This window comes from Methylobacterium sp. EM32 (genome assembly GCF_040593685.1).
GTDB lineage: Bacteria > Pseudomonadota > Alphaproteobacteria > Rhizobiales > Beijerinckiaceae > Methylobacterium.
In genome coordinates, this window is record NZ_JBEXZS010000186.1 from 21,222 (window position 1) to 39,421 (window position 18,200).

15 protein-coding genes and 1 tRNA gene are annotated in these 18,200 nt (G+C 71.3%); 7 read left to right on the forward strand and 9 right to left on the reverse strand.

The window, feature by feature from the left end; all coding sequences use genetic code 11:
- Positions 1–169: 169 nt before the first annotated feature.
- Together ABZT49_RS24825 and ABZT49_RS24830 are read right to left on the reverse strand one after the other, a co-directional pair.
- Positions 170–1,234, reverse strand: coding sequence for a Hint domain-containing protein (locus ABZT49_RS24825; protein ID WP_355289948.1), 1,065 nt, complete (start codon positions 1,232–1,234; stop codon positions 170–172).
- Between the two features lie 305 nt (positions 1,235–1,539).
- A complete protein-coding gene (locus ABZT49_RS24830) occupies positions 1,540–2,079 on the reverse strand; it encodes a cytochrome c family protein (RefSeq protein ID WP_355289950.1) in 540 nt (179 codons plus the stop codon).
- Positions 2,080–2,402: 323 nt separating this feature from the next.
- Between ABZT49_RS24830 and ABZT49_RS24835 the strand changes: the two genes are divergently transcribed.
- The 3 genes from ABZT49_RS24835 (at position 2,403) to ABZT49_RS24845 (ending at position 4,564) form a co-directional block, all read left to right on the forward strand.
- On the forward strand, positions 2,403–3,146 hold the full coding sequence (locus ABZT49_RS24835) for a 3-deoxy-manno-octulosonate cytidylyltransferase (protein ID WP_355289952.1): 744 nt from the start codon (positions 2,403–2,405) through the stop codon (positions 3,144–3,146).
- Between the two features lie 22 nt (positions 3,147–3,168).
- On the forward strand, positions 3,169–4,023 hold the full coding sequence (locus ABZT49_RS24840; protein ID WP_355289953.1) for a prephenate dehydratase: 855 nt from the start codon (positions 3,169–3,171) through the stop codon (positions 4,021–4,023).
- 250 nt (positions 4,024–4,273) lie between these two features.
- Positions 4,274–4,564 carry a GIY-YIG nuclease family protein gene (locus tag ABZT49_RS24845; protein ID WP_355289955.1) on the forward strand — a complete coding sequence of 97 codons (291 nt, stop codon included), beginning with the start codon at positions 4,274–4,276 and terminating at the stop codon, positions 4,562–4,564.
- A 219-nt stretch (positions 4,565–4,783) separates the two neighbouring features.
- On the opposite strand, the gene ABZT49_RS24850 is transcribed toward ABZT49_RS24845, so the two are convergent.
- The 4 genes from ABZT49_RS24850 to ABZT49_RS24865 all read right to left on the reverse strand — a co-directional run bounded on the left by ABZT49_RS24850 (position 4,784) and on the right by ABZT49_RS24865 (position 7,755).
- Complete coding sequence (locus ABZT49_RS24850; protein WP_355289957.1) at positions 4,784–5,509, reverse strand: SOS response-associated peptidase; 726 nt, start codon at positions 5,507–5,509, stop codon at positions 4,784–4,786.
- Between the two features lie 14 nt (positions 5,510–5,523).
- Positions 5,524–6,519, reverse strand: coding sequence for a magnesium transporter CorA family protein (locus ABZT49_RS24855; RefSeq protein ID WP_355289959.1), 996 nt, complete (start codon positions 6,517–6,519; stop codon positions 5,524–5,526).
- A 223-nt stretch (positions 6,520–6,742) separates the two neighbouring features.
- Positions 6,743–7,240, reverse strand: a complete 498-nt coding sequence (locus tag ABZT49_RS24860; RefSeq protein WP_355289961.1) for a YbaK/EbsC family protein — start codon at positions 7,238–7,240, stop codon at positions 6,743–6,745.
- 218 nt (positions 7,241–7,458) lie between these two features.
- A complete protein-coding gene (locus ABZT49_RS24865) occupies positions 7,459–7,755 on the reverse strand; it encodes a hypothetical protein (protein ID WP_355289962.1) in 297 nt (98 codons plus the stop codon).
- Between the two features lie 178 nt (positions 7,756–7,933).
- Between ABZT49_RS24865 and hrpB the strand changes: the two genes are divergently transcribed.
- Both hrpB and ABZT49_RS24875 read left to right on the forward strand, forming a co-directional pair.
- A complete protein-coding gene (hrpB, locus tag ABZT49_RS24870) occupies positions 7,934–10,438 on the forward strand; it encodes an ATP-dependent helicase HrpB (RefSeq protein ID WP_355289964.1) in 2,505 nt (834 codons plus the stop codon).
- Between the two features lie 173 nt (positions 10,439–10,611).
- Entirely contained in the window at positions 10,612–13,167 is a 2,556-nt protein-coding gene (locus ABZT49_RS24875) for an EAL domain-containing protein (protein ID WP_355289966.1), read from the forward strand.
- Between the two features lie 131 nt (positions 13,168–13,298).
- Here the strand turns inward: ABZT49_RS24875 and ABZT49_RS24880 are convergent, their stop codons facing one another.
- The 3 genes from ABZT49_RS24880 to aroA all read right to left on the reverse strand — a co-directional run bounded on the left by ABZT49_RS24880 (position 13,299) and on the right by aroA (position 17,194).
- Complete coding sequence (locus ABZT49_RS24880; protein WP_355289968.1) at positions 13,299–14,921, reverse strand: ABC-F family ATP-binding cassette domain-containing protein; 1,623 nt, start codon at positions 14,919–14,921, stop codon at positions 13,299–13,301.
- Between the two features lie 282 nt (positions 14,922–15,203).
- Positions 15,204–15,836, reverse strand: coding sequence for a (d)CMP kinase (gene cmk, locus ABZT49_RS24885; protein WP_355289970.1), 633 nt, complete (start codon positions 15,834–15,836; stop codon positions 15,204–15,206).
- A gap of 8 nt (positions 15,837–15,844) precedes the next feature.
- A complete protein-coding gene (gene aroA / locus ABZT49_RS24890; protein ID WP_355289971.1) occupies positions 15,845–17,194 on the reverse strand; it encodes a 3-phosphoshikimate 1-carboxyvinyltransferase in 1,350 nt (449 codons plus the stop codon).
- 172 nt (positions 17,195–17,366) lie between these two features.
- Here aroA and ABZT49_RS24895 point away from each other — a divergent pair, with 172 nt between their 5' ends.
- On the forward strand, positions 17,367–17,753 hold the full coding sequence (locus ABZT49_RS24895; protein WP_355289973.1) for a TIGR02300 family protein: 387 nt from the start codon (positions 17,367–17,369) through the stop codon (positions 17,751–17,753).
- 215 nt (positions 17,754–17,968) lie between these two features.
- Positions 17,969–18,044 (forward strand) — tRNA-Ala (locus ABZT49_RS24900).
- The last annotated feature ends 156 nt before the right edge of the window (positions 18,045–18,200 follow it).

Consider the following 18,200-nt stretch of genomic DNA (forward strand, 5'->3'; position numbering starts at 1 on the left):
CGGGGCGATCCTCCGGCTGGGACAGGTCTCCCCCCGTTCTAGGTCGCGGGGGGGGCCTGCGCCAACCCGGGCGCGTCGGCGCAGGGATGGAATCGCGACGCCGCGATTCCATCATGAGCGCGAGGCGGGGTCGCTCCTGCCTGGACGAACGGGCCGGCCGGGCTCCCGGTCAGGCAGCCAGCCAGTCGAAGTGCCCGGCCTCGTCCCAGGCGCAAGCGGCGCTGAGCGATGCCGCGAACACGCCCGAGAGGCGCGCCCGCTCGGCTTCGACCACCGGCCCGTCGACCGCCACCGGCCGGCAGCGTGCATGTAGGCCCGGCACGACGAAGTCGGGGTTGTGCAGGGCGTGATCGGAGCCTTCCGTGAAGAACGGCCGGTCACCCCAGTCGAGGTAGCTTTCCGCCGGCAGGGCCTCGGCGAGCAGGATGTCGTGGGCGTCGAGCTCGACGTGCCAGTAGGTGATCGCGGCGACCGGTTCACGCGTGATGCTGGTACCGTTGATCAGGCACATCGCCGGCACGAGGTGGCCGCCCTCGCCGTCCGCATCGGCACCGACCAGGATGGGGTGTCCGGGCGAGAGGAAGAGGTCGCGGGCGGGCAGCCCGGCCCCGAACGCGCCCCGACGGATGCGGACAGGCCGCTGGTCGTGAGGCAGGGTCCCGCCCGCTCCGTCGAGGTCGCGATGCCCGATCCAGACGATCGGCCGCAGGGCGCCGGAGGCGGTCACCGCCGCGTCGCCGACCCGGAGCACCTCGACGGCGACCTCGCCGCGGGCCGTGCGGATGCGCGTGCCGGTGGTGAAGCACACGACCGGGGTGAGGTTGCCGCTCTGGACCGCTAGATCGGTGTAGAAATCGATGGTGCGGGTCGAGCCGTCGCTCGCGTAGAGCGTGTCGCCGAGCTGCCCGGCCCTGCCGAAACCTGTGCCTCCCGGGCCGGTCGGGGGGTACCGGTTCAGGTTGTACTGGATCGAGCCGGCGTTGAACGAGAGGCCGCGATCGTCGGCGCTCCAATGATAGACGTAGGAGCCGCCGGGAAGACCGTAAGCGGCCTCCTTGTACAGGGTGTTGTTCGCATCCCGGAAGGTCGAGAGGCCCTGGATCGACACGCCGGAGATCGTCCCGGAAATGCTCGAGACGACACCGGACTGGTCGTCCAGCGTGAACGTTCCTTGCGCGAAATTGGACGTGCCGCCGGCATCACGAAAGCTGAATCCGACGTTGACGCTGGCCATCCTGAAACCTCCGGTCGCTTTCCGGTATTCGCCGAAAGATCAGCGGTTTTGTCCAGTGTGTTTGTGCAACATGAACGAGAAAATTCGCGGGCCCCATAGAGTCGGACCAGAGACAATAATCTCCGGCGATGAAGACCGGTTTTCAGCAATGACTTGACGGTATGGCAAAGTCGGGAGGCCGATTGCATCTCGTCGGCCTCCCGGACGGCATCCGGCGCGTGGGGAGGAGGCGTTTGCGCCATGTAAAAAGGCCGGGCTCTCGCCCGGCCTCGTGTTCACGTGTCTCCCGGTCCTCGCGAAACCTCTCAGGGCTTCGGGAAGTCGACCGGCTTCTCGGACAGGGTCTTGAGGTAGGCCAGGATGTCGGCCCGCTCGGCACCCGAGGGCACGCCCGCGAAGGCCATGATGGTCCCCTGGACGAACTGCTTCGGGCCGTGGAGGAAGTGGTCGAGGTCCTCGTAGGTCCAGTTGCCGCCCTTGGCCTTCATGGCCGCGGAGTAGTTGAAGCCCTCGTGGCTGCCCTTCGGGCGCTCGACGATGCCGTACAGGTCGGGACCGACCTTGTTCGGGCCGCCCTTCTCGAAGCTGTGGCAGGCCATGCACTTCTTGGCCGCGGCCTGGCCCTTGGTGGCGTCGGCGCTGGCGAGGCGCACGGGCAGCGGCTCCTCTTTGGCGGCCGCCGGCGCCGCGGCGCCGGCATTCTCCTCGGCGGCCGGCAGCGCGTAGCCGCGATCACCCGCCGGCTTCGGCTTGTAGATCAGCTCGGCCAGGAACCCGGTCCCCATCGCGAGGAGCAGGGCGCCGAGCACTGCGCCGGCGATCTTGTTAAGCTCGAAGGAATCCATGTCTCGGCAGCTCCGATGCTCCGGTGAGCAGGGGCGATGCGAGGCGCGGCCCGGCGCCACGCCGCAGTGAAGGTCCGCCGGTGCTTAGCCGTTCTCCGGCGCGGTTGACAATGGCTCTAAACCTCGTCGGTTCGTCGCAGAGCGCGGGCGTGTGGACGGCGCCACGGTCCCTCGTGGGCGGCACGTCAGTGCGCAGCCCGCCATGAGCAGCCGGCCAGGAGCAGCCCGCCATGACAAGCCGGGCCGGCGCTGCTAAGAGCCGCGGCTTGCCCGGCCTCCCGTCATCCACAGGCTTCAAGTCCCGCACAGACCCGAATCGCCGCATGTCCGATCCCCTCGTCCTGATCCCCGCCCGCCTCGCCGCCACCCGCCTGCCCGAGAAGCCGCTCGCCGACATCGCCGGCGCGCCGATGATTGTGCATGTCTGGCGTCGCGCCGTGGAGGCCGGCATCGGTCCGGTGGTGGTCTGTACCGACACGGACGCGATCGTGCAGGCGGTCGAGGCGGCGGGCGGCCTCGCGGTGATGACCCGGCCCGACCACCCGTCCGGCTCCGACCGCCTTGCCGAGGCCCTGGAGGTGATCGACCCCGAGGGGCGCCACGACGTGGTGGTGAACGTGCAGGGCGACCTGCCGACGATCGATCCCGCCGCCATCGCCGCCGCGGTCGCGCCGCTCGCCGACCGGGCGGTCGACATCGCGACGCTCTGCGCCGTCATCACCCGGCCCGAGGAGCGGACCGAGCCCAGCGTCGTCAAGCTGATCGGCTCCGAGATCGCGCCGCGTCGCCTGCGGGCGCTCTACTTCACCCGCGCCACCGCGCCCTACGGCGACGGCCCGCTCTTCCACCATATCGGCCTCTACGCCTATCGCCGCCGGGCGCTCGCCCGCTTCGTCTCCCTGCCGCCGAGCCCGCTGGAGCAGCGCGAGAAGCTGGAGCAGCTGCGCGCGCTGGAGGCTGGGATGCGGATCGACGCGGTGGTGGTCGACGACGTGCCCCTCGGCGTCGACACGCCGCACGACCTCGAGCGCGCCCGCGCCATCCTGGCCGCCCGGCGCCTGAACTGACTGTTTTTCGAAAGCCGCGACGATGAACCGACAGATCTCCTACCAGGGCGAGCCCGGCGCCAACTCGCACATCATCATTCAGGAGGCCTATCCGGACTGGACGCCGCTGCCCTGCGCCACCTTCGAGGACGCGCTGACGGCGGTGCAGGACGGCTCGGCGGCTTTGGGCATGATCCCGATCGAGAACTCGATCGCCGGCCGCGTCGCCGACATCCACCACATGCTGCCGGCCTCAGGGCTCCACATCGTCGGCGAGCAGTTCCTGCCGATCCACTTCCAGCTGATGGCCCTGCCGGGCGTGCGGCTCGACGAGATCCGCACCGTCCACAGCCACGTCCACGCGCTCGGCCAGTGCCGCAAGATCATCCGGCGCCTCGGCCTGAAGGCGGTGGTGGCCCCCGACACCGCCGGCGCCGCCCGCCAGGTCGCCGAATCCGGCGACCGCACCCGCGCCTCGCTCTCGCCGCGCCTCGCCGGCGAGATCTACAGCCTCTCGATCCTGGAGGAGGACGTCGAGGACGAGGCCCACAACACCACCCGCTTCGTCGTGCTCTCCCGCGAGCCGGTGCTGCCGCCGGTGGGCAACGGTCCGACGGTGACGAGCTTCATCTTCCGGGTCCGCAACATCCCGGCCGCGCTCTACAAGGCGCTCGGGGGCTTCGCGACGAACGGCGTCAACATGACCAAGCTCGAGAGCTACATGGTCGAGGGCCAGTTCACCGCGACCCAGTTCTACGCCGAGGTCGACGGCCATCCTGAGGAGCCCGCCTTGCGCCGGGCGCTCGACGAGCTGGCCTATTTCTCGAGCGCGTTCCGGATCATCGGGACCTACCCGGCGCATCCGTTCCGGGAGAATGCTCGGCCGCCGGCGGAGTGAGTGTGATCGGGAAGCAGGCGTATCAAGTAGCCCATCAATCTCAATGCCGCCCTCCGCGTCATCCCGGGGCCGCGAAGCGGAGCCCGGGATCCAGAACCGCAGGTGGAAGAGGATGGAGTGTTATGGCTTCCGTTCTATCCTGAATGTCTTGAGTATCTGGATTCCGGGCTCCGCTTCGCGGCCCCGGAATGACGCGGAGGGAGTCAGAATGGTAGGGTGCCTGAGCGGCAACTGAGAATCGGCCTGTGCGGTGGCGTACCACGTCTACATGATGGCGAGCGCGCAGCACGGTACTCTCTACGTCGGCGTCACCAATGACCTCGCTCGTCGTGCCTACGAGCATCGCAGCCAGGGACAAGGCAGCTTCACTGCTCGATACGGAGTCACGCGACTGGTCTGGTATGAAGAATATGACCGGGTGCAGGAGGCCATCGCGCGCGAGAAGATGCTCAAGAGGTGGCGGCGCGATTGGAAAGTGCGTCTGATCGAGGAATTCAATCCGCTCTGGGACGATCTCTATCCTACATTGGCAGGATTCTGAGCTGCCACCGGTTCAACGAGACCTGAGATATAACACCCACTGGGTCATTCCGGGACCGCGCAGCGGAGCCCGGACTCCAGAACCGCAGGTGTTTCTCAAGACAAGCGGGTCGCGTTCCGCTCGTTTCTGCACAACCTCAGCGTCTGGATTCCGGGCTCCGCTTCGCGGCCCCGGAATGACGCGGAGGGTGTAACGGGCGGCGTGAGTAAAACGATTTCTCTAAAACAACGACCCCTGCGCCTCCGTCCTCCGCTCCGGCGGTGGCGGCGCCGGCGCGTCCTCGTCCGGCCGCAACAACCCGGCCTCGTCGTTCCGCACGTCGTTCACCCGCCGGCTCGCAGGCCCCAACTCCAGCCACTCCTCCGGCGCCGGCCGGCACAGGGCGCTCGCCCGCCCGGCATCGACGTCCTGCATATCGAGCCAGGCATCGACCGCCTCCGGCGACAGGATCGCCGGCATGCGCTCGTGGATGCCGGCGAGGAGCCCGTTGGCGCCGCAGGTGACGATCGCCGCGGTGTCGATCTCCGAGCCGTCGCGGCTGCTCCAGGTCTCCCACAGGCCGGCGAGGGCCATCGGCCGGCCGTCGGCGCGGCGGATCGCGTAAGGCGCCTGGCCGCGGGGGCCGCCGCGGCGCCACTCGTAGAAGCCGTCGGCCAGGAAGACGCAGCGCCGGTAGCGCAGGGCGTTGCGAAAGCTCGGCTTCTCGGCCGCGGTCTCGATCCGGGCGTTGATCACGAGGGGAAAGTCGTCCGGGTCCTTGACCCAGGCCGGCAGGAAGCCCCAGCGCATCAGCACGAAGCGCCGCCGCCCGTGCTCGGAGGTCACCAAAGCCACCGGCTGGGTCGGCGCCACGTTGTGGCGGGCCGGGAAGTTCGGCTGCTCGGCGTACCCGTAGAACTCCCGGAAGGTCTCGGGCGACGAGGTGACGAAGAAGCGGCCGCACATGGTCGAAAAACCCCCTACAGCCAGCGCTTCCAGCGGAAGAAGGCGTAGGGCAGGATCGCCGCCACCACCATCATCACCACCGCCATCGGGTAGCCGAAGCCCCAGTCGAGCTCCGGCATCACCTTGAAGTTCATGCCGTACATCGAGGCGATCAGGGTTGGCGGCATGAACACCACCGCCATGACCGAGAACAGCTTGATGATGTTGTTCTGCTCGAGGTTGACGAGTCCGAGGGTGGCGTCGAGCAGGAACTGGATCTTGCCCGAGAGGAAGCTCGCATGCTCCTCCAGCGACTGGAGGTCGCGCAGGGTCGAGCGGACCTCCTCGCGGATCTCGCGCGGCGCCTTGCTAGCCCGGTAGCTCGCCGAGAGCGAGAGCAGGATGCGCTCGACCGAGACTAGGCTCTCGCGCTGCTGCGACAGCAATTCATTGTGGCGCCCGAGCGCCCGCAGGGTGTCCTGCAATTCGGCGTTGCGGGCGCTCGGGTCGGAATGCTCGGCGAAGATCCGGCGCGAGAGCCGGTCGATCCGCTCGCCCTGGAGCTGAAGCACGTCGGCGGCGCGGTCGATGACGGTCTCGATCAGGCCGGCCAGGATCGCCTCGCCGGTCAGCATCACCCCGGCCGGGCGCGCCGCCCGGTGCACGAACATCCGGAACGCCTGCGGATCGTCGTAGCGCACCGTGGCGAGTTTGTTGTCACGCAGGATGAAGGTGACGCCGGCGAGCCGCGCATCGTCGGTATCGACCTTGCACAGCAGCCGCCCGGTCATGTAGCGGGCGCCGTTCTCGACGTAGAGCAGCTCCGAGGGCTCGATGTCCTGCATCTCCTCCCGGGTCGGGATCGAGATGCCGAGGAAGGCCTCGACCTTGTGGTCCTCCTGGCGGGTCGGATCGATCAGGTCGATCCAGAGCGCGTCCGGCGGGATCGGCTCCGACATCTCGAGCAGGCGCCGCTCCAGGAGCGGCTGACCGGTGCTGGCGCAGGCATTCGGCTGATGGACGAAGATCAAGGGCGGTCTCGGACGACGGTGACGCGACGGAGGGGCCTTGTGGCCCAGCCGCTTGAAGGCTCCGTGACAGCTAAGCATCATTCGCCGAAGTGTCACCGGTTCGGCGGCAAAAATGATGCAAAAACAGGAATCTAGGCGGAGCTGCCATGGGCGGCTCCGCTGTCACGGACGCCCCGGATGTCGATGACGCCGGATCCACAGCCGCCGGTGTTTTCGCTTGCACTCAGCTCGCCGCCTGGTCGGCGTCGCTCTCCGCAGCCGGCGGCTGGCAGACGTCGATCCACTCGGCCTCCGTCAGCGCGGCCATGCGCTCGGGCGTGATCCGCACGGCGCTGTTGGGGGAGCCCGCCGCCGGCACCACCTCGTCGAAGGCCTTGAGGCTGACGTCGCAATAGACCGGGAGCGGCGTGGCGAGGCCGAACGGGCAGACTCCGCCGACCGGATGGCCGGTGATCGCCTCGACCTCCTGCGCGCCGAGCATCCGGGGCTTCACCCCGAAGGCGGCCTTGGCCTTGCGGTTGTCGAGGCGGGCATCCCCGCGCGCCACCAGCAGCACCACGCGCTCGCCGAGGCGCAGGGACAGGGTCTTGGCGATGCGGGCCGGCTCGACGCCGTGGGCGGCCGCGGCGAGGGCCACGGTGGCGGAGCTCGCCTCGGTCTCGAGCACGGTGAGATCGGGCGCGCGCGAGGCGAGGTCGGCCTTGACGGAAGCGAGGCTCATCGGCGGGCAACCCCGCACGGGAAGGAAGCGGTCACGGGCGGGCTCTGGTGATGCGAGGGAGGAGGACCCTGCTCCCTCGCCCGGCACGGCCAAGCGTGCAAGTCCTACCTGTACGTCCTGCCTGTCCGTCCTGCGTCGCGTCCCCTCACCGCGCGGACATCTCCGGGCGAAGGGACGCCGCGTTGCAGGCGCGCCGTCATGCGCGCCCGCTAGGCATCTCAGTAGCGCGGGCCGCCCGTGGTGTTGCCGCGCTGCTGCTGGTAGCCCGGGCGCGACGGATTGCGGGAGTTCGGATCGCCGGCGCGCATGTGGTGGCGGCGCATGTGACGGCGCATGTGGCGGTCGTGGCGCTTCATGCGGTGATAATGGTGGTGGCGGCGCATGGCGACGTGCTCGACCGTCGACTCCGCGCCGGCGACCGCCGGGGCCGGGCCGGTCACGGCGGCCGAAGCCGGGGTCATGGCGAGACCGCCCAGCAGAACGCTCGCCGCCAGCGCCAGGGTCAGGGACTTCATCGCGATATTCTCCAGCCGGTGGCCCCCTCGGCCAACCCAAGCGTCAATCTCCCGCCCCGCGGGCGGTTCCGTTGCGACACCGGAAATCATCGGGAAAAATTCCGCAGAGACTACGTAGGGCCCGCGGGCCTCCGGTCCGGGCTTGCGCCCCCGGCACGTCTCGGCCATCCCGGCACCCATGCGCGCCGTCCCCTCCCTGCCGATCGACGCCGTCCTCGGCGACCTCGCCACCGCCCTGGCGGAGCCCGCGGGCCGGCCCAACGCGGTGCTGGTGGCCCCGCCCGGCGCCGGCAAGACCACCCGGGTGCCCCTCGCCCTCCTGGAGGCGTCCTGGCGTGGCGACCGCCGGATCATCCTCCTGGAGCCGCGCCGCCTCGCCGCCCGGGCGGCGGCCGAGCGCATGGCCGCGACCCTGGGAGAGGCGGTCGGCGAGACGGTGGGCCTCCGGGTGCGCCTCGGCTCCAAGATCTCGGCCCGCACGCGGATCGAGGTCGTCACCGAGGGCGTGTTCGCCCGCATGATCCTCGACGATCCCGAGCTCGACGGGATCGCCGCGGTTCTCTTCGACGAGTTCCACGAGCGCTCCCTCGACGCCGATCTCGGCCTGGCCCTCGCACTCGACGCGCAAGGGGCGTTGCGCGAGGACCTGCGCCTCCTGGCGATGTCGGCGACGATCGACGGCGCCCGGGTCGCCGCGCTGATGGGCGACGCGCCGGTGATCGTCTCGGAGGGCCGGGCCTTCCCGGTCGAGACCCGCCATCTCGACCGCGACCCGCGCGAGCGCATCGAGGACGCGGTGACCGACGCGGTGATGCGGGCGCTCCGGGCCGAGCCCGGCTCGGTCCTCGCCTTCCTGCCGGGCCAGTCCGAGATCCGCCGCACCGAGGAGCGCCTGCGCGAGCGCCTCGCCGACGTCGCGGATGTCGACCTCGCCCCGCTCTACGGCGCCCTCGACCGGGCCGAGCAGGACCGGGCGGTGCGGCCGAGCCCGGCGGGGCGCCGCAAGGTGGTGCTCGCCACCTCCATCGCCGAGACCTCGCTCACCATCGAGGGGGTGCGGGTGGTGGTCGATTCAGGGCTCGCCCGGGTGCCGGTCTACGAGCCGGATCTCGGGCTGACCCGCCTCGTCACCCAGCGCGCCTCCCGCGCCTCGGTCGACCAGCGCCGGGGCCGCGCCGGCCGCACGCAACCCGGTGTCTGCTACCGGCTGTGGGCCGAGGCGGCGACGGGGGCGCTGGAGCCCTTCACCCGGCCCGAGATCCTGGCCGCCGACCTCGCCGGGCTGGTGCTCGACTGCGCCGCCTGGGGTGTGGCCGACCCGACGACCCTGCCCTTCCTCGATCCGCCGCCGGCTCCGGCGCTGGCCGAGGCCCGCGCGCTGCTCGCCGGCCTCGACGCCCTCGACGGCGACGGCCGCCTGACCGCGGCCGGCCGGGCTTTGCGCGCCCTCCCCCTGCCGCCGCGCCTCGCCCGCATGGTGGTGAGCGCGGCCGAGCGCAGCCGCGCGGCGGCGCGGGACGCCGCCGACCTCGCCGCCGTCCTGGCCGAGCGCGGCCTCGGCGGCGATCCGGTGGACCTGACCGAGCGGGTCGAGCGCTATCGCCGCGACCGCTCGGGCCGGGCCGAGGACATGCGCCGCCTCGCCGCCGGCTGGGCGAAACTGGCGACGGGCATGATGGCGAGGGGCATGGTCGCGCCGGCGGGGGCTGAGGCGCTCGAGACCGGCACGCTGCTCGCGCTCGCCTACCCGGACCGGATCGCCCGGGCCCGCGGCCGGCCCGGCGAGTACGTCCTCGCCAACGGCCGCGGCGCCGCCCTCGACCCCGCCGCCGGCCTTGCCCGCGAGCCGTTCCTGGCGGTGGCCGAGATCGTCGGCAAGGCCTCGGCCGCGCGCATCCTGGCCGCCGCGCCGATCGCGCTCCCGGCCATCGAGGCGCTTTTTTCCGACCGGATCGAGGCCCGCACCCGGGTCGAGTTCGATCCCGAGGCGCGGGCCCTGCGCGCCCGGGCGCAGCGCCGCCTCGGCGCCGTCGCGCTCGCCGAGCGGATCCTGCCGGTTCCGCCCGACGCGGACAGCGCCGCGATCCTGGCCCGCGGCCTCGCCTCGCTCGGGATCGGCGCCCTGCCCTGGTCGAAGGCGGCGCAGCAATGGCGCGAGCGGGTGATGTTCCTCCGCCAGGCCGAGGGCGAGCCCTGGCCCGACCTGTCGGATGCCCACCTCGCCGAGACCCTGCCCGACTGGCTCGGGCCCCACCTCGCGGGCCTCACCCGCCTCGACGAGATCGGCGCCGACCGGCTCTCGGACGCCCTGCACGATCTCGTGCCGTGGTCCCTGCGCGCCCGGCTCGACGCCGAGGCGCCGACCCATCTCGAGGTGCCGACGGGCTCGCGCATCCCGGTCGACTACGCGGCCGAGGGCGGGCCGGCTTTGGCGGTCCGGGTGCAGGAGCTGTTCGGCCTCACCCGCCACCCGACCATCGGCGGCGGACGCGTGCCGCTCGTGCTGCACCTGCTCTCGCCGGCCCAGCGCCCGATCCAGATCACCCGCGACCTGCCGGGCTTCTGGCGCGGCTCCTGGGCGGCGGTGCGCGCCGACATGCGCGGCCAGTATCCCCGCCATCCCTGGCCCGAGGACCCGACCACCGCCCCGCCGACCCGGCGGGCGAAGCCGCGGGGGACGTGAGGCGGCGGATCTGGTCTGCCAACCGCGGCAGACGCTTCGCGCCCCGCCGACGGTCGCCGGTCTCCCCATGGGTCCCCGACCCACAGGTAGCAGGGCCTCCGCGGCTACAATCCGGGAAAGGAAATCGCAGCGATTTTGTGAGACTCAGGGGGACGCCCGTAGAAGACCGCGTGATGCTGCCCGACGATCTCGATCTCGACATCCTCGCCGCCGACTGGGTCTGGGAGACCGACGCGGGCTTGCGGCTGACGGGGGTGCGCGGACGCTACGCGGCGCTGACCGGCGCGGCGGAGCCGCTCGGGCGCCCCTGGCCTGGGCTCGACCCTTGGCCGGGGTTCGACGGCGATCCGGAGGACGACGCGCCGCTCCGCAGCCCGATCCCGTTCCGGGACGTGATCCGGCCGCACCGGCACCGGGACGGCCGGACCCGCTGGTTCCGGTTCGGCGGGGCGCCGCTGCTCGCCGCGGACGGGACCGTCACCGGGTGGCGTGGGATCGGCGCCGAGCTGTCCGGGCCGGCGGCGGCTGAGTGTGAGCAAACGCGACGCCTGGAAGAGCAGTCGCGACGCCTGGAAGAGCAAGCGCGGCGTCTCGACGAGCAAGCGCGACGCTTCGAGGCGGTGGTGGCGAACCTGCCCCTCGGCGTCAGCCTGTTCGATGCCGACCTGCGGCTCGTCGCCCACAACGACCGGCTCCGCGACATCTTCGGGCTGCCGCAGGAGCTGCTGCGCCCCGGCACGCCGCTGGAGTGCATGATCCGCACCAGCGCCGGCGCGGGCAACTACCCGCATCTGAATCCCGACGAGGCCTGGGACTACGTGTCGGCGCGCATCGCGCAGCGGGTCCGGCTCCAGCGCGAGCGGCACCTGCCGGACGGCGTACTGCTCAAGACCACGATCGCGCCGCTGCCGGATGGCGGCACCCTCGTGGTGCACGAGGACGCGACCGACCGGGCGCGGGCCGATGCGCGCCTGGCCGAGCAGAACCGCTGGCTCGACCACGCCCTCACCCATATGTCGCACGGCCTCGTCCTGTTCGACGCCGATCACCGGATCACGGTGGTCAACCGTCAGTTCCTCGACCTCTACGGCCTGTCGCCCGAGACGGTGCTTCCGGGCATCACCGCCGAGGAGCTGATCCACCGCCGCACCGAGGCCGGCAACTTCCCGGGCCTGCGGCCAGAGGAGGCCTGGCTCCAGGTCAGCGAGCGGCTGGCCACCCGCGCCCGCTACCGGCTCGACCAGACGCTGACCGACGGGCGCGTCATCGCCGTCACCTACGCGCCGACCCCGGAGGGCGGCTTCGTGACGGTGCACGAGGACGTCACCGCCGCCAAGCGCGCCGAGGCGCAGATCGTCCACATGGCGCGCCACGACGCGCTGACCGGCCTGCCCAACCGCGCCCTGCTGCACGAGGGCCTGGCCGAGGCGCTGGCGCAGGCGCCGGGCTCGGGCGGCGCCACGGCGGTGCTGTGCCTCGACCTCGACCGGTTCAAGACCGTCAACGACACCCTCGGCCACGCCGTCGGCGACAAGCTGCTGCGCGAGGTGACCGCCCGGCTCGCCGCCGCGATCCGCGACGAGGCCGGCCTCGCGACCCTGGCCCGCCTCGGCGGCGACGAGTTCGCGCTGGTCCTGCGGCCGACCTCGCGCTTCCGCGCCGGGCGCCTCGCCGGCCGGCTGATCGAGGCGGTCGGGCGCGACTACGAGATCGACGGCCAGCGCGTCGCGGTCGGCCTCAGCGTCGGGATCGCGCTCACCCCGACCGACGGGCAGGATCCCGAGGGCCTGCTGCGGGCCGCCGACATGGCGCTCTACCGCGCGAAGGCCGAAGGGAGAAGCGTCCACCGTTTCTTCGAGCCCGCGATGGACGCGGCGATCCAGACCCGGCGCAGCGTCGAGCTCGACCTGCGGGCGGCGCTGGCCGAGCAGCAATTCGCCCTGGCGTTCCAGCCGTTCCTCGACCTCGCGACCAACCGGATCGCCGGGTTCGAGGCGCTGGTGCGCTGGCACCACCCGGTCCGCGGCGTGGTCAGCCCCGCCGCCTTCGTGCCGATCGCCGAGGAGACCGGCATGATCGTGCCGCTCGGCGAGTGGGTCCTGCGCCAGGCCTGCCGCGAGGCGGCGCGCTGGCCGGCAAGCCTCCGGGTCTCGGTCAACCTCTCGCCGGTGCAGTTCCGCAGCGGCGACATCGACGCCACCGTGATCGCGGCCCTGCGCGACGCGGGGCTCGATCCCCACCGGCTCGAACTCGAGATCACCGAGGGCGTGCTGCTGCAGGACAACGCCTCGACCCTCGCCATCCTGCACCGCCTGAAACGGCTCGGCGTGCGGATCGCCATGGACGATTTCGGCACCGGCTACTCGTCGCTCGGCTACCTGCGGGCTTTCCCGTTCGACAAGATCAAGATCGACCGCGCCTTCGTGGCCGACCTCGCGGTGCGGCCCGACGCACTCGCCATCGTGCGGGCGGTGACGACGCTCGCCGACAGCCTCGACATGACCACGACCGCCGAAGGCGTCGAGACCGAGGAGCAACTGGCGCATCTGCGCGAGGCCGGCTGCACCGAGGTGCAGGGCTACCTCATCAGCCGGCCGGTCCCGTCGGAGGCGGTAGCGCCGATGCTGACGGAGGACGGGATCGTTCAGCCCTCCCCGACGGCTTTCTCGCCCTCAGGGTCAGCCCGGGGCCGCGAAGCGGAGCCCGGGATCCAGAGCCGCCGACGGTGACGAACAAGGCGAATCGCGCTCCGACTCGCTCTCTGCCACCTGCGTGTCTGGATCCCGGGCTCCGCTGCGCGGCCCCGGGATGACCAGGAGGGGTTCGGAAGCGTCGAGACGAACCGGGCCGGGTTCGTCCCTCAGTGCCGCAGGCCCGGCGCCTCGCGCCCGGTCTTCTCGACGTATTCCGAATACCCGCCGCCATAAAGATGGATGCCGTCCGGCGTCAGCTCCAGCACCCGGTTCGACAGGGCGGCAAGGAAGTGCCGGTCGTGCGAGACGAACAGCATCGTGCCCTCGTACTGGGCGAGCGCGGCGATCAGCATGTCCTTGGTGCCGACGTCGAGGTGGTTGGTCGGCTCGTCGAGGACGAGGAAGTTCGGCGGATCGTAGAGCATGCGGGCCATGGCGAGCCGCGCCTTCTCGCCGCCCGAGAGCACCCGGCAGCGCTTCTCGACGTCGTCGCCCGAGAAGCCGAAGCAGCCGGCCAGCGTCCGCAGCGAGCCCTGGCCGGCCTGCGGAAACGAGTCCTCCAGGAACTCGAACACCGTGCGCTCGCCGTCGAGGATGTCCATCGCGTGCTGGGCGAAGTAGCCGAGCTTGACGCTGGCCCCGATCGTGACGGAGCCGGCATCCGGCGCCGTGGTGCCGGTGGCGAGCTTGAGCAGCGTCGACTTGCCGGCGCCGTTGACGCCCATCACGCACCAGCGCTCCTTCCGGCGGATGCCGAAATCGAGCCCGTCATAGATCGTGCGGCTGCCGTAGCTCTTGCGCACCGATTTCAGGCTGATCACGTCGTCGCCCGAGCGCGGCGCGGCCGGGAAGTCGAAGGCCACGCTCTGGCGGCGGCGCGGCGGCTCGACGCGCTCGATCTTGTCGAGCTTCTTCACCCGGCTCTGCACCTGGGCGGCGTGCGAGGCGCGCGCCTTGAATCGCTCGATGAACTTGATCTCCTTCGCCAGCATCGCCTGCTGACGCTCGAACTGCGCCTGCTGCTGCGCCTCGTTCTGCGCCCGCTGCTGCTCGTAGAAGGCGTAATCGCCCGAATAGGTCGTGAGCGAGCCGGCGTCGATCTCGATGATCTTGCCGACGATCCGGTTCATGAAGGCCCGGTCGTGCGAGGTCATCAGCAGCGCGCCGTCGAAGCCCCGGAGGAAGTCCTCGAGCCAGATCAAGCTCTCAATGTCGAGGTGGTTGCTCGGCTCGTCGAGCAGCATCACGTCGGGGTTCATCAGGAGGATGCGGGCGAGCGCGACGCGCATCTTCCAGCCGCCCGACAGGACGCCAACATCGCCCTCGATCATCTCGGGGGAGAAGCTCAGGCCTGCCAGCACCTCATGCGCCCGGCCCTCGAGCGCATAGCCGCCCAGTTCCTCGAACCGCCCCTGCACCTCGCCGTAGCGCTCGACCAGCGCCTCCATCTCGTCGGCCCGGTCGGGATCGGCGAGCGCCGTCTCGATCTCGCGCAGCTCGGTCGCGATCTCGCTCACGGGGCCGGCGCCGTCCATCACCTCGGACAGGACGGAGCGGCCGGCCATCTCGCCGACATCCTGGCTGAAATAGCCGATCGTGATGCCGCGGTCGCTCGAGACCTGGCCCTCGTCGGGCTGCTCCTCTCCGGTGATCATCCGGAACAGGGTCGTCTTGCCGGCGCCGTTGGGGCCGACGAGCCCGACCTTCTCGCCGCGCTGCAACGCCGCCGAGGCCTCGATGAAGAGGAGCTGGTTGCCGTTCTGCTTGGCGATCTTGTCGAGGCGGATCATGGGAGGCCGGTGTCCGAGATGGAGGGCGCGGCGGATGGCGCGCGAGGTCGAGGAAGATCTGCCACGGCTTCGTGGCGGAGGGGTGTCAGGCGGGCGTCACGATCGGCGCGAACGGGTTTTCGCTGTCTTTCCCACCCGCGACCTCATCCTGAGGTGCCCACGCAGTGGGCCTCGAAGGAGGCCTCCAGAAGCCGCGATGATCTCTGGAGGCCTCCTTCGAGGCCCACTGCGTGGGCACCTCAGGATGAGGTCGTGGGTGGGTGTGGGATGTGGAGCCTGCGCTCAGCCCCGCGTCCCGCCCCGCCCGTCGACCACGTCGGTGGCGGCCCGGAAGGCGGCGTCGGCGTCGAGCGCCGTGGTGTCGAGCACCACCGCATCCTCCGCCACCCGCAAGGGGGCCGCGTCGCGGTCGGCGTCGCGGGCGTCGCGTCGCAGGATGTCGGCCAGCACCGCCTCGTACGAAATCGGATCGCCGCGGCCGTCGAGCTCGCGGTGGCGGCGCCGGGCGCGCTCCTCCGCCGAGGCGGTCACGAACAGCTTCACGGCGGCGTCCGGGCAGACCACCGTGCCGATGTCGCGCCCGTCGAGCACGGCGCCCTCGGCCGAGCCGGCGAAGCGGCGCTGCCAGTCGAGGAGCGCGGCGCGCACCGCCGGCTGCGCCGAGACGATCGAGGCCGCCTCGCCCATGGCGCTGCCGCGCAGGCGCGGATCGGCGAGGAAGGCCGGCTGGAGCGCCCGCGCCGCGGCGGCGGCCGCGGCCGCGTCGGCGAGGTCCCGCTCCGCGTCGAGGAGCGTCAGCGCCACCGCCCGGTAGAGCAGGCCGGTATCGAGGTGGGGCAGGCGGTAATGCTGCGCCAGGCGCTTGGCCAGCGTCCCCTTGCCGGAGGCCGCCGGCCCGTCGATCGCGATGATCATCGGCGCCCTCATGCGTCGAGGCCTGCGCCGAGCGCCCGCATGTCGGCGAGGAAGGCGGGGTAGCTCGTCGCGATCATCGCGCCGTCGTCGACCGTCACCGGCTGGCGGGCGACCATGCCCAGCACCAGGAACGCCATGGCGATGCGGTGGTCGAGATGGGTCTCGACGGTGCCGCCGCCCTGCGGGGCCGCGCCGTCGCCGTGGACGACCAGGTCGTCGCCCTCGACGACGTGGGAGACGCCGTTGACCTTCAGCCCTGCCGCCACCGCGGCGAGGCGGTCGGATTCCTTGACCCGCAGCTCGTGCAGGCCCTGCATGCGGGTCGTGCCGTGCGCGCAGGACGCCGCCACCGCGAGCACCGGGTACTCGTCGATCATCGCCGGCGCCCGCTCGGGCGGCACCGTCACGCCCGTGAGCCGGCTATGGCGTACCCGCAGGTCGGCGACGGTCTCGCCGCCCTCCTCGCGCTCGTTCAGCCGCTCAATGTCGCCGCCCATCTCCAGGAGCGTGGTGAGGAGGCCGGTGCGCAAGGGATTCATCATCACCCCCTCGATCACCACCTCGGAGCCCGGCACCACGAGCCCGGCGACGAGCGCGAAGGCGGCCGAGGACGGATCGGCCGGCACCACCACGTCGGTGGCCGTCAGGGTCGGCTGGCCGGTGAGCGCGATGCGCCGGCCGTGGCCGCCGGGGCCGATCGCCTCGACCTCGACATGCGCACCGAACAGGCGCAGCATCCGCTCGGTATGGTCGCGGGTCGCGGCGGCCTCGACCACCGTGGTGACGCCGGGGGCGTTGAGGCCGGCGAGCAGCACCGCCGACTTCACCTGCGCCGAGGCAACCGGGCTCTCATAGGTGATCGGTACCGCCTCGCGCGGGCCGCGCAGGGTCAGCGGCACCCGGCCGCCCTCGGCCTGCTCCACCACGGTCACGCCCATCTGTATCAGCGGATCGAGGATCCGCCGCATCGGCCGCTTGCGGAGCGAGGCGTCGCCGTCGAAGGTTGCGGTGACCGGATGGCCGGCGACGACGCCCATCATCAGCCGCGAGCCGGTGCCGGCATTGCCGAAATCGAGCACGCCTTCCGGATCCGACAGGCCGCCAACGCCGACGCCGCGCACCCGCCAGCGTCCCTCGCCGTCGCGGTCGATCCCGGCGCCGAGCGCCTTCGCGGCGGCGGCGGTGCGCAGCACGTCGTCGCCCTCGAGCAGGCCCTCGATCCGGGTCTCGCCGAGGCTGAGGAGTCCCAGGATCATCGCCCGGTGCGAGATCGACTTGTCGCCGGGCGGCCGCAGCCGGCCCCGCAGGGCCGTCCCGGCCTGGGCGGTGATTGGGGACGGAGTGGAATCGTGCGACACGGGCAGACGGCCTGGTTCTCGAGAATCGCGGAAAGAAGCGCGGGAAAACGGCCGGGTCGTTACCACGCGGGCAGCGCCGCGTCATCCGCCGGCCCCCCAGCTATTTGACAGCGCTGGCGGGCGCGACTAACCGGACCCACTCTTATCAGACATCGACAGGAACGTGACGACCGTGGCCAGACCGGAACTCGGCTTGAAGCGCCAGTGCATGAGCTGCGGCGCGAAGTTCTACGACCTCAGCAGGGACCCTGCCGTGTGCCCGAAATGCGGCACCGTCTATCAGGTCGCCGCCCTCTCCGGCACCCGCGTCCCCGCCCCGGCCATCGCGAACCGCGCCCCGCGCGAGGAAGAGACCGAGGAGGAGGCCGGCGCCCCCGAGATGGTCTCCCTCGACGAGGTCGAAGCCGCCGAGGGCGGTGACGACGTGTCGGTCGACGACGATGCCGATGTGGCCGATGCCGGCGGCGACGACGACACCTTCCTGGAGGAGGACGAGGAGAGCGGCGACGACGTCTCCGATCTCATCGACGGCGACATCGAGAACGACGAGGAATCCTGATTTTTTCTGTGCGTCGGGCGACGGTGGCGCGGCCCGCCTTCGCCCAACGCGTTGGCCTCTCTGTGGAATTCGCGACGGTCACGAAAACTTCGCGAAGACCCGCCCCGAGGGCTTGTGTCCGGCGCCGCACCCCCCTATACCGCCGCTCACCGACGGCGACCCCGCAAGGGGGCGCCGCACCGGTTCCGGGACGGATCCCATACGTCCTGCAGCGTGGGGCTTTAGCTCAGCTGGGAGAGCGCCTGCATGGCATGCAGGAGGTCAGCGGTTCGATCCCGCTAAGCTCCACCAAATCACTTCAGGTTCGCCTGACGTGATCCGGTCGCGATCTGCGATCGACTGACGACGAGACCCGCCGGCGTACCCAGCGCCGCGGTTGACGGATGGGGCTTTAGCTCAGCTGGGAGAGCGCCTGCATGGCATGCAGGAGGTCAGCGGTTCGATCCC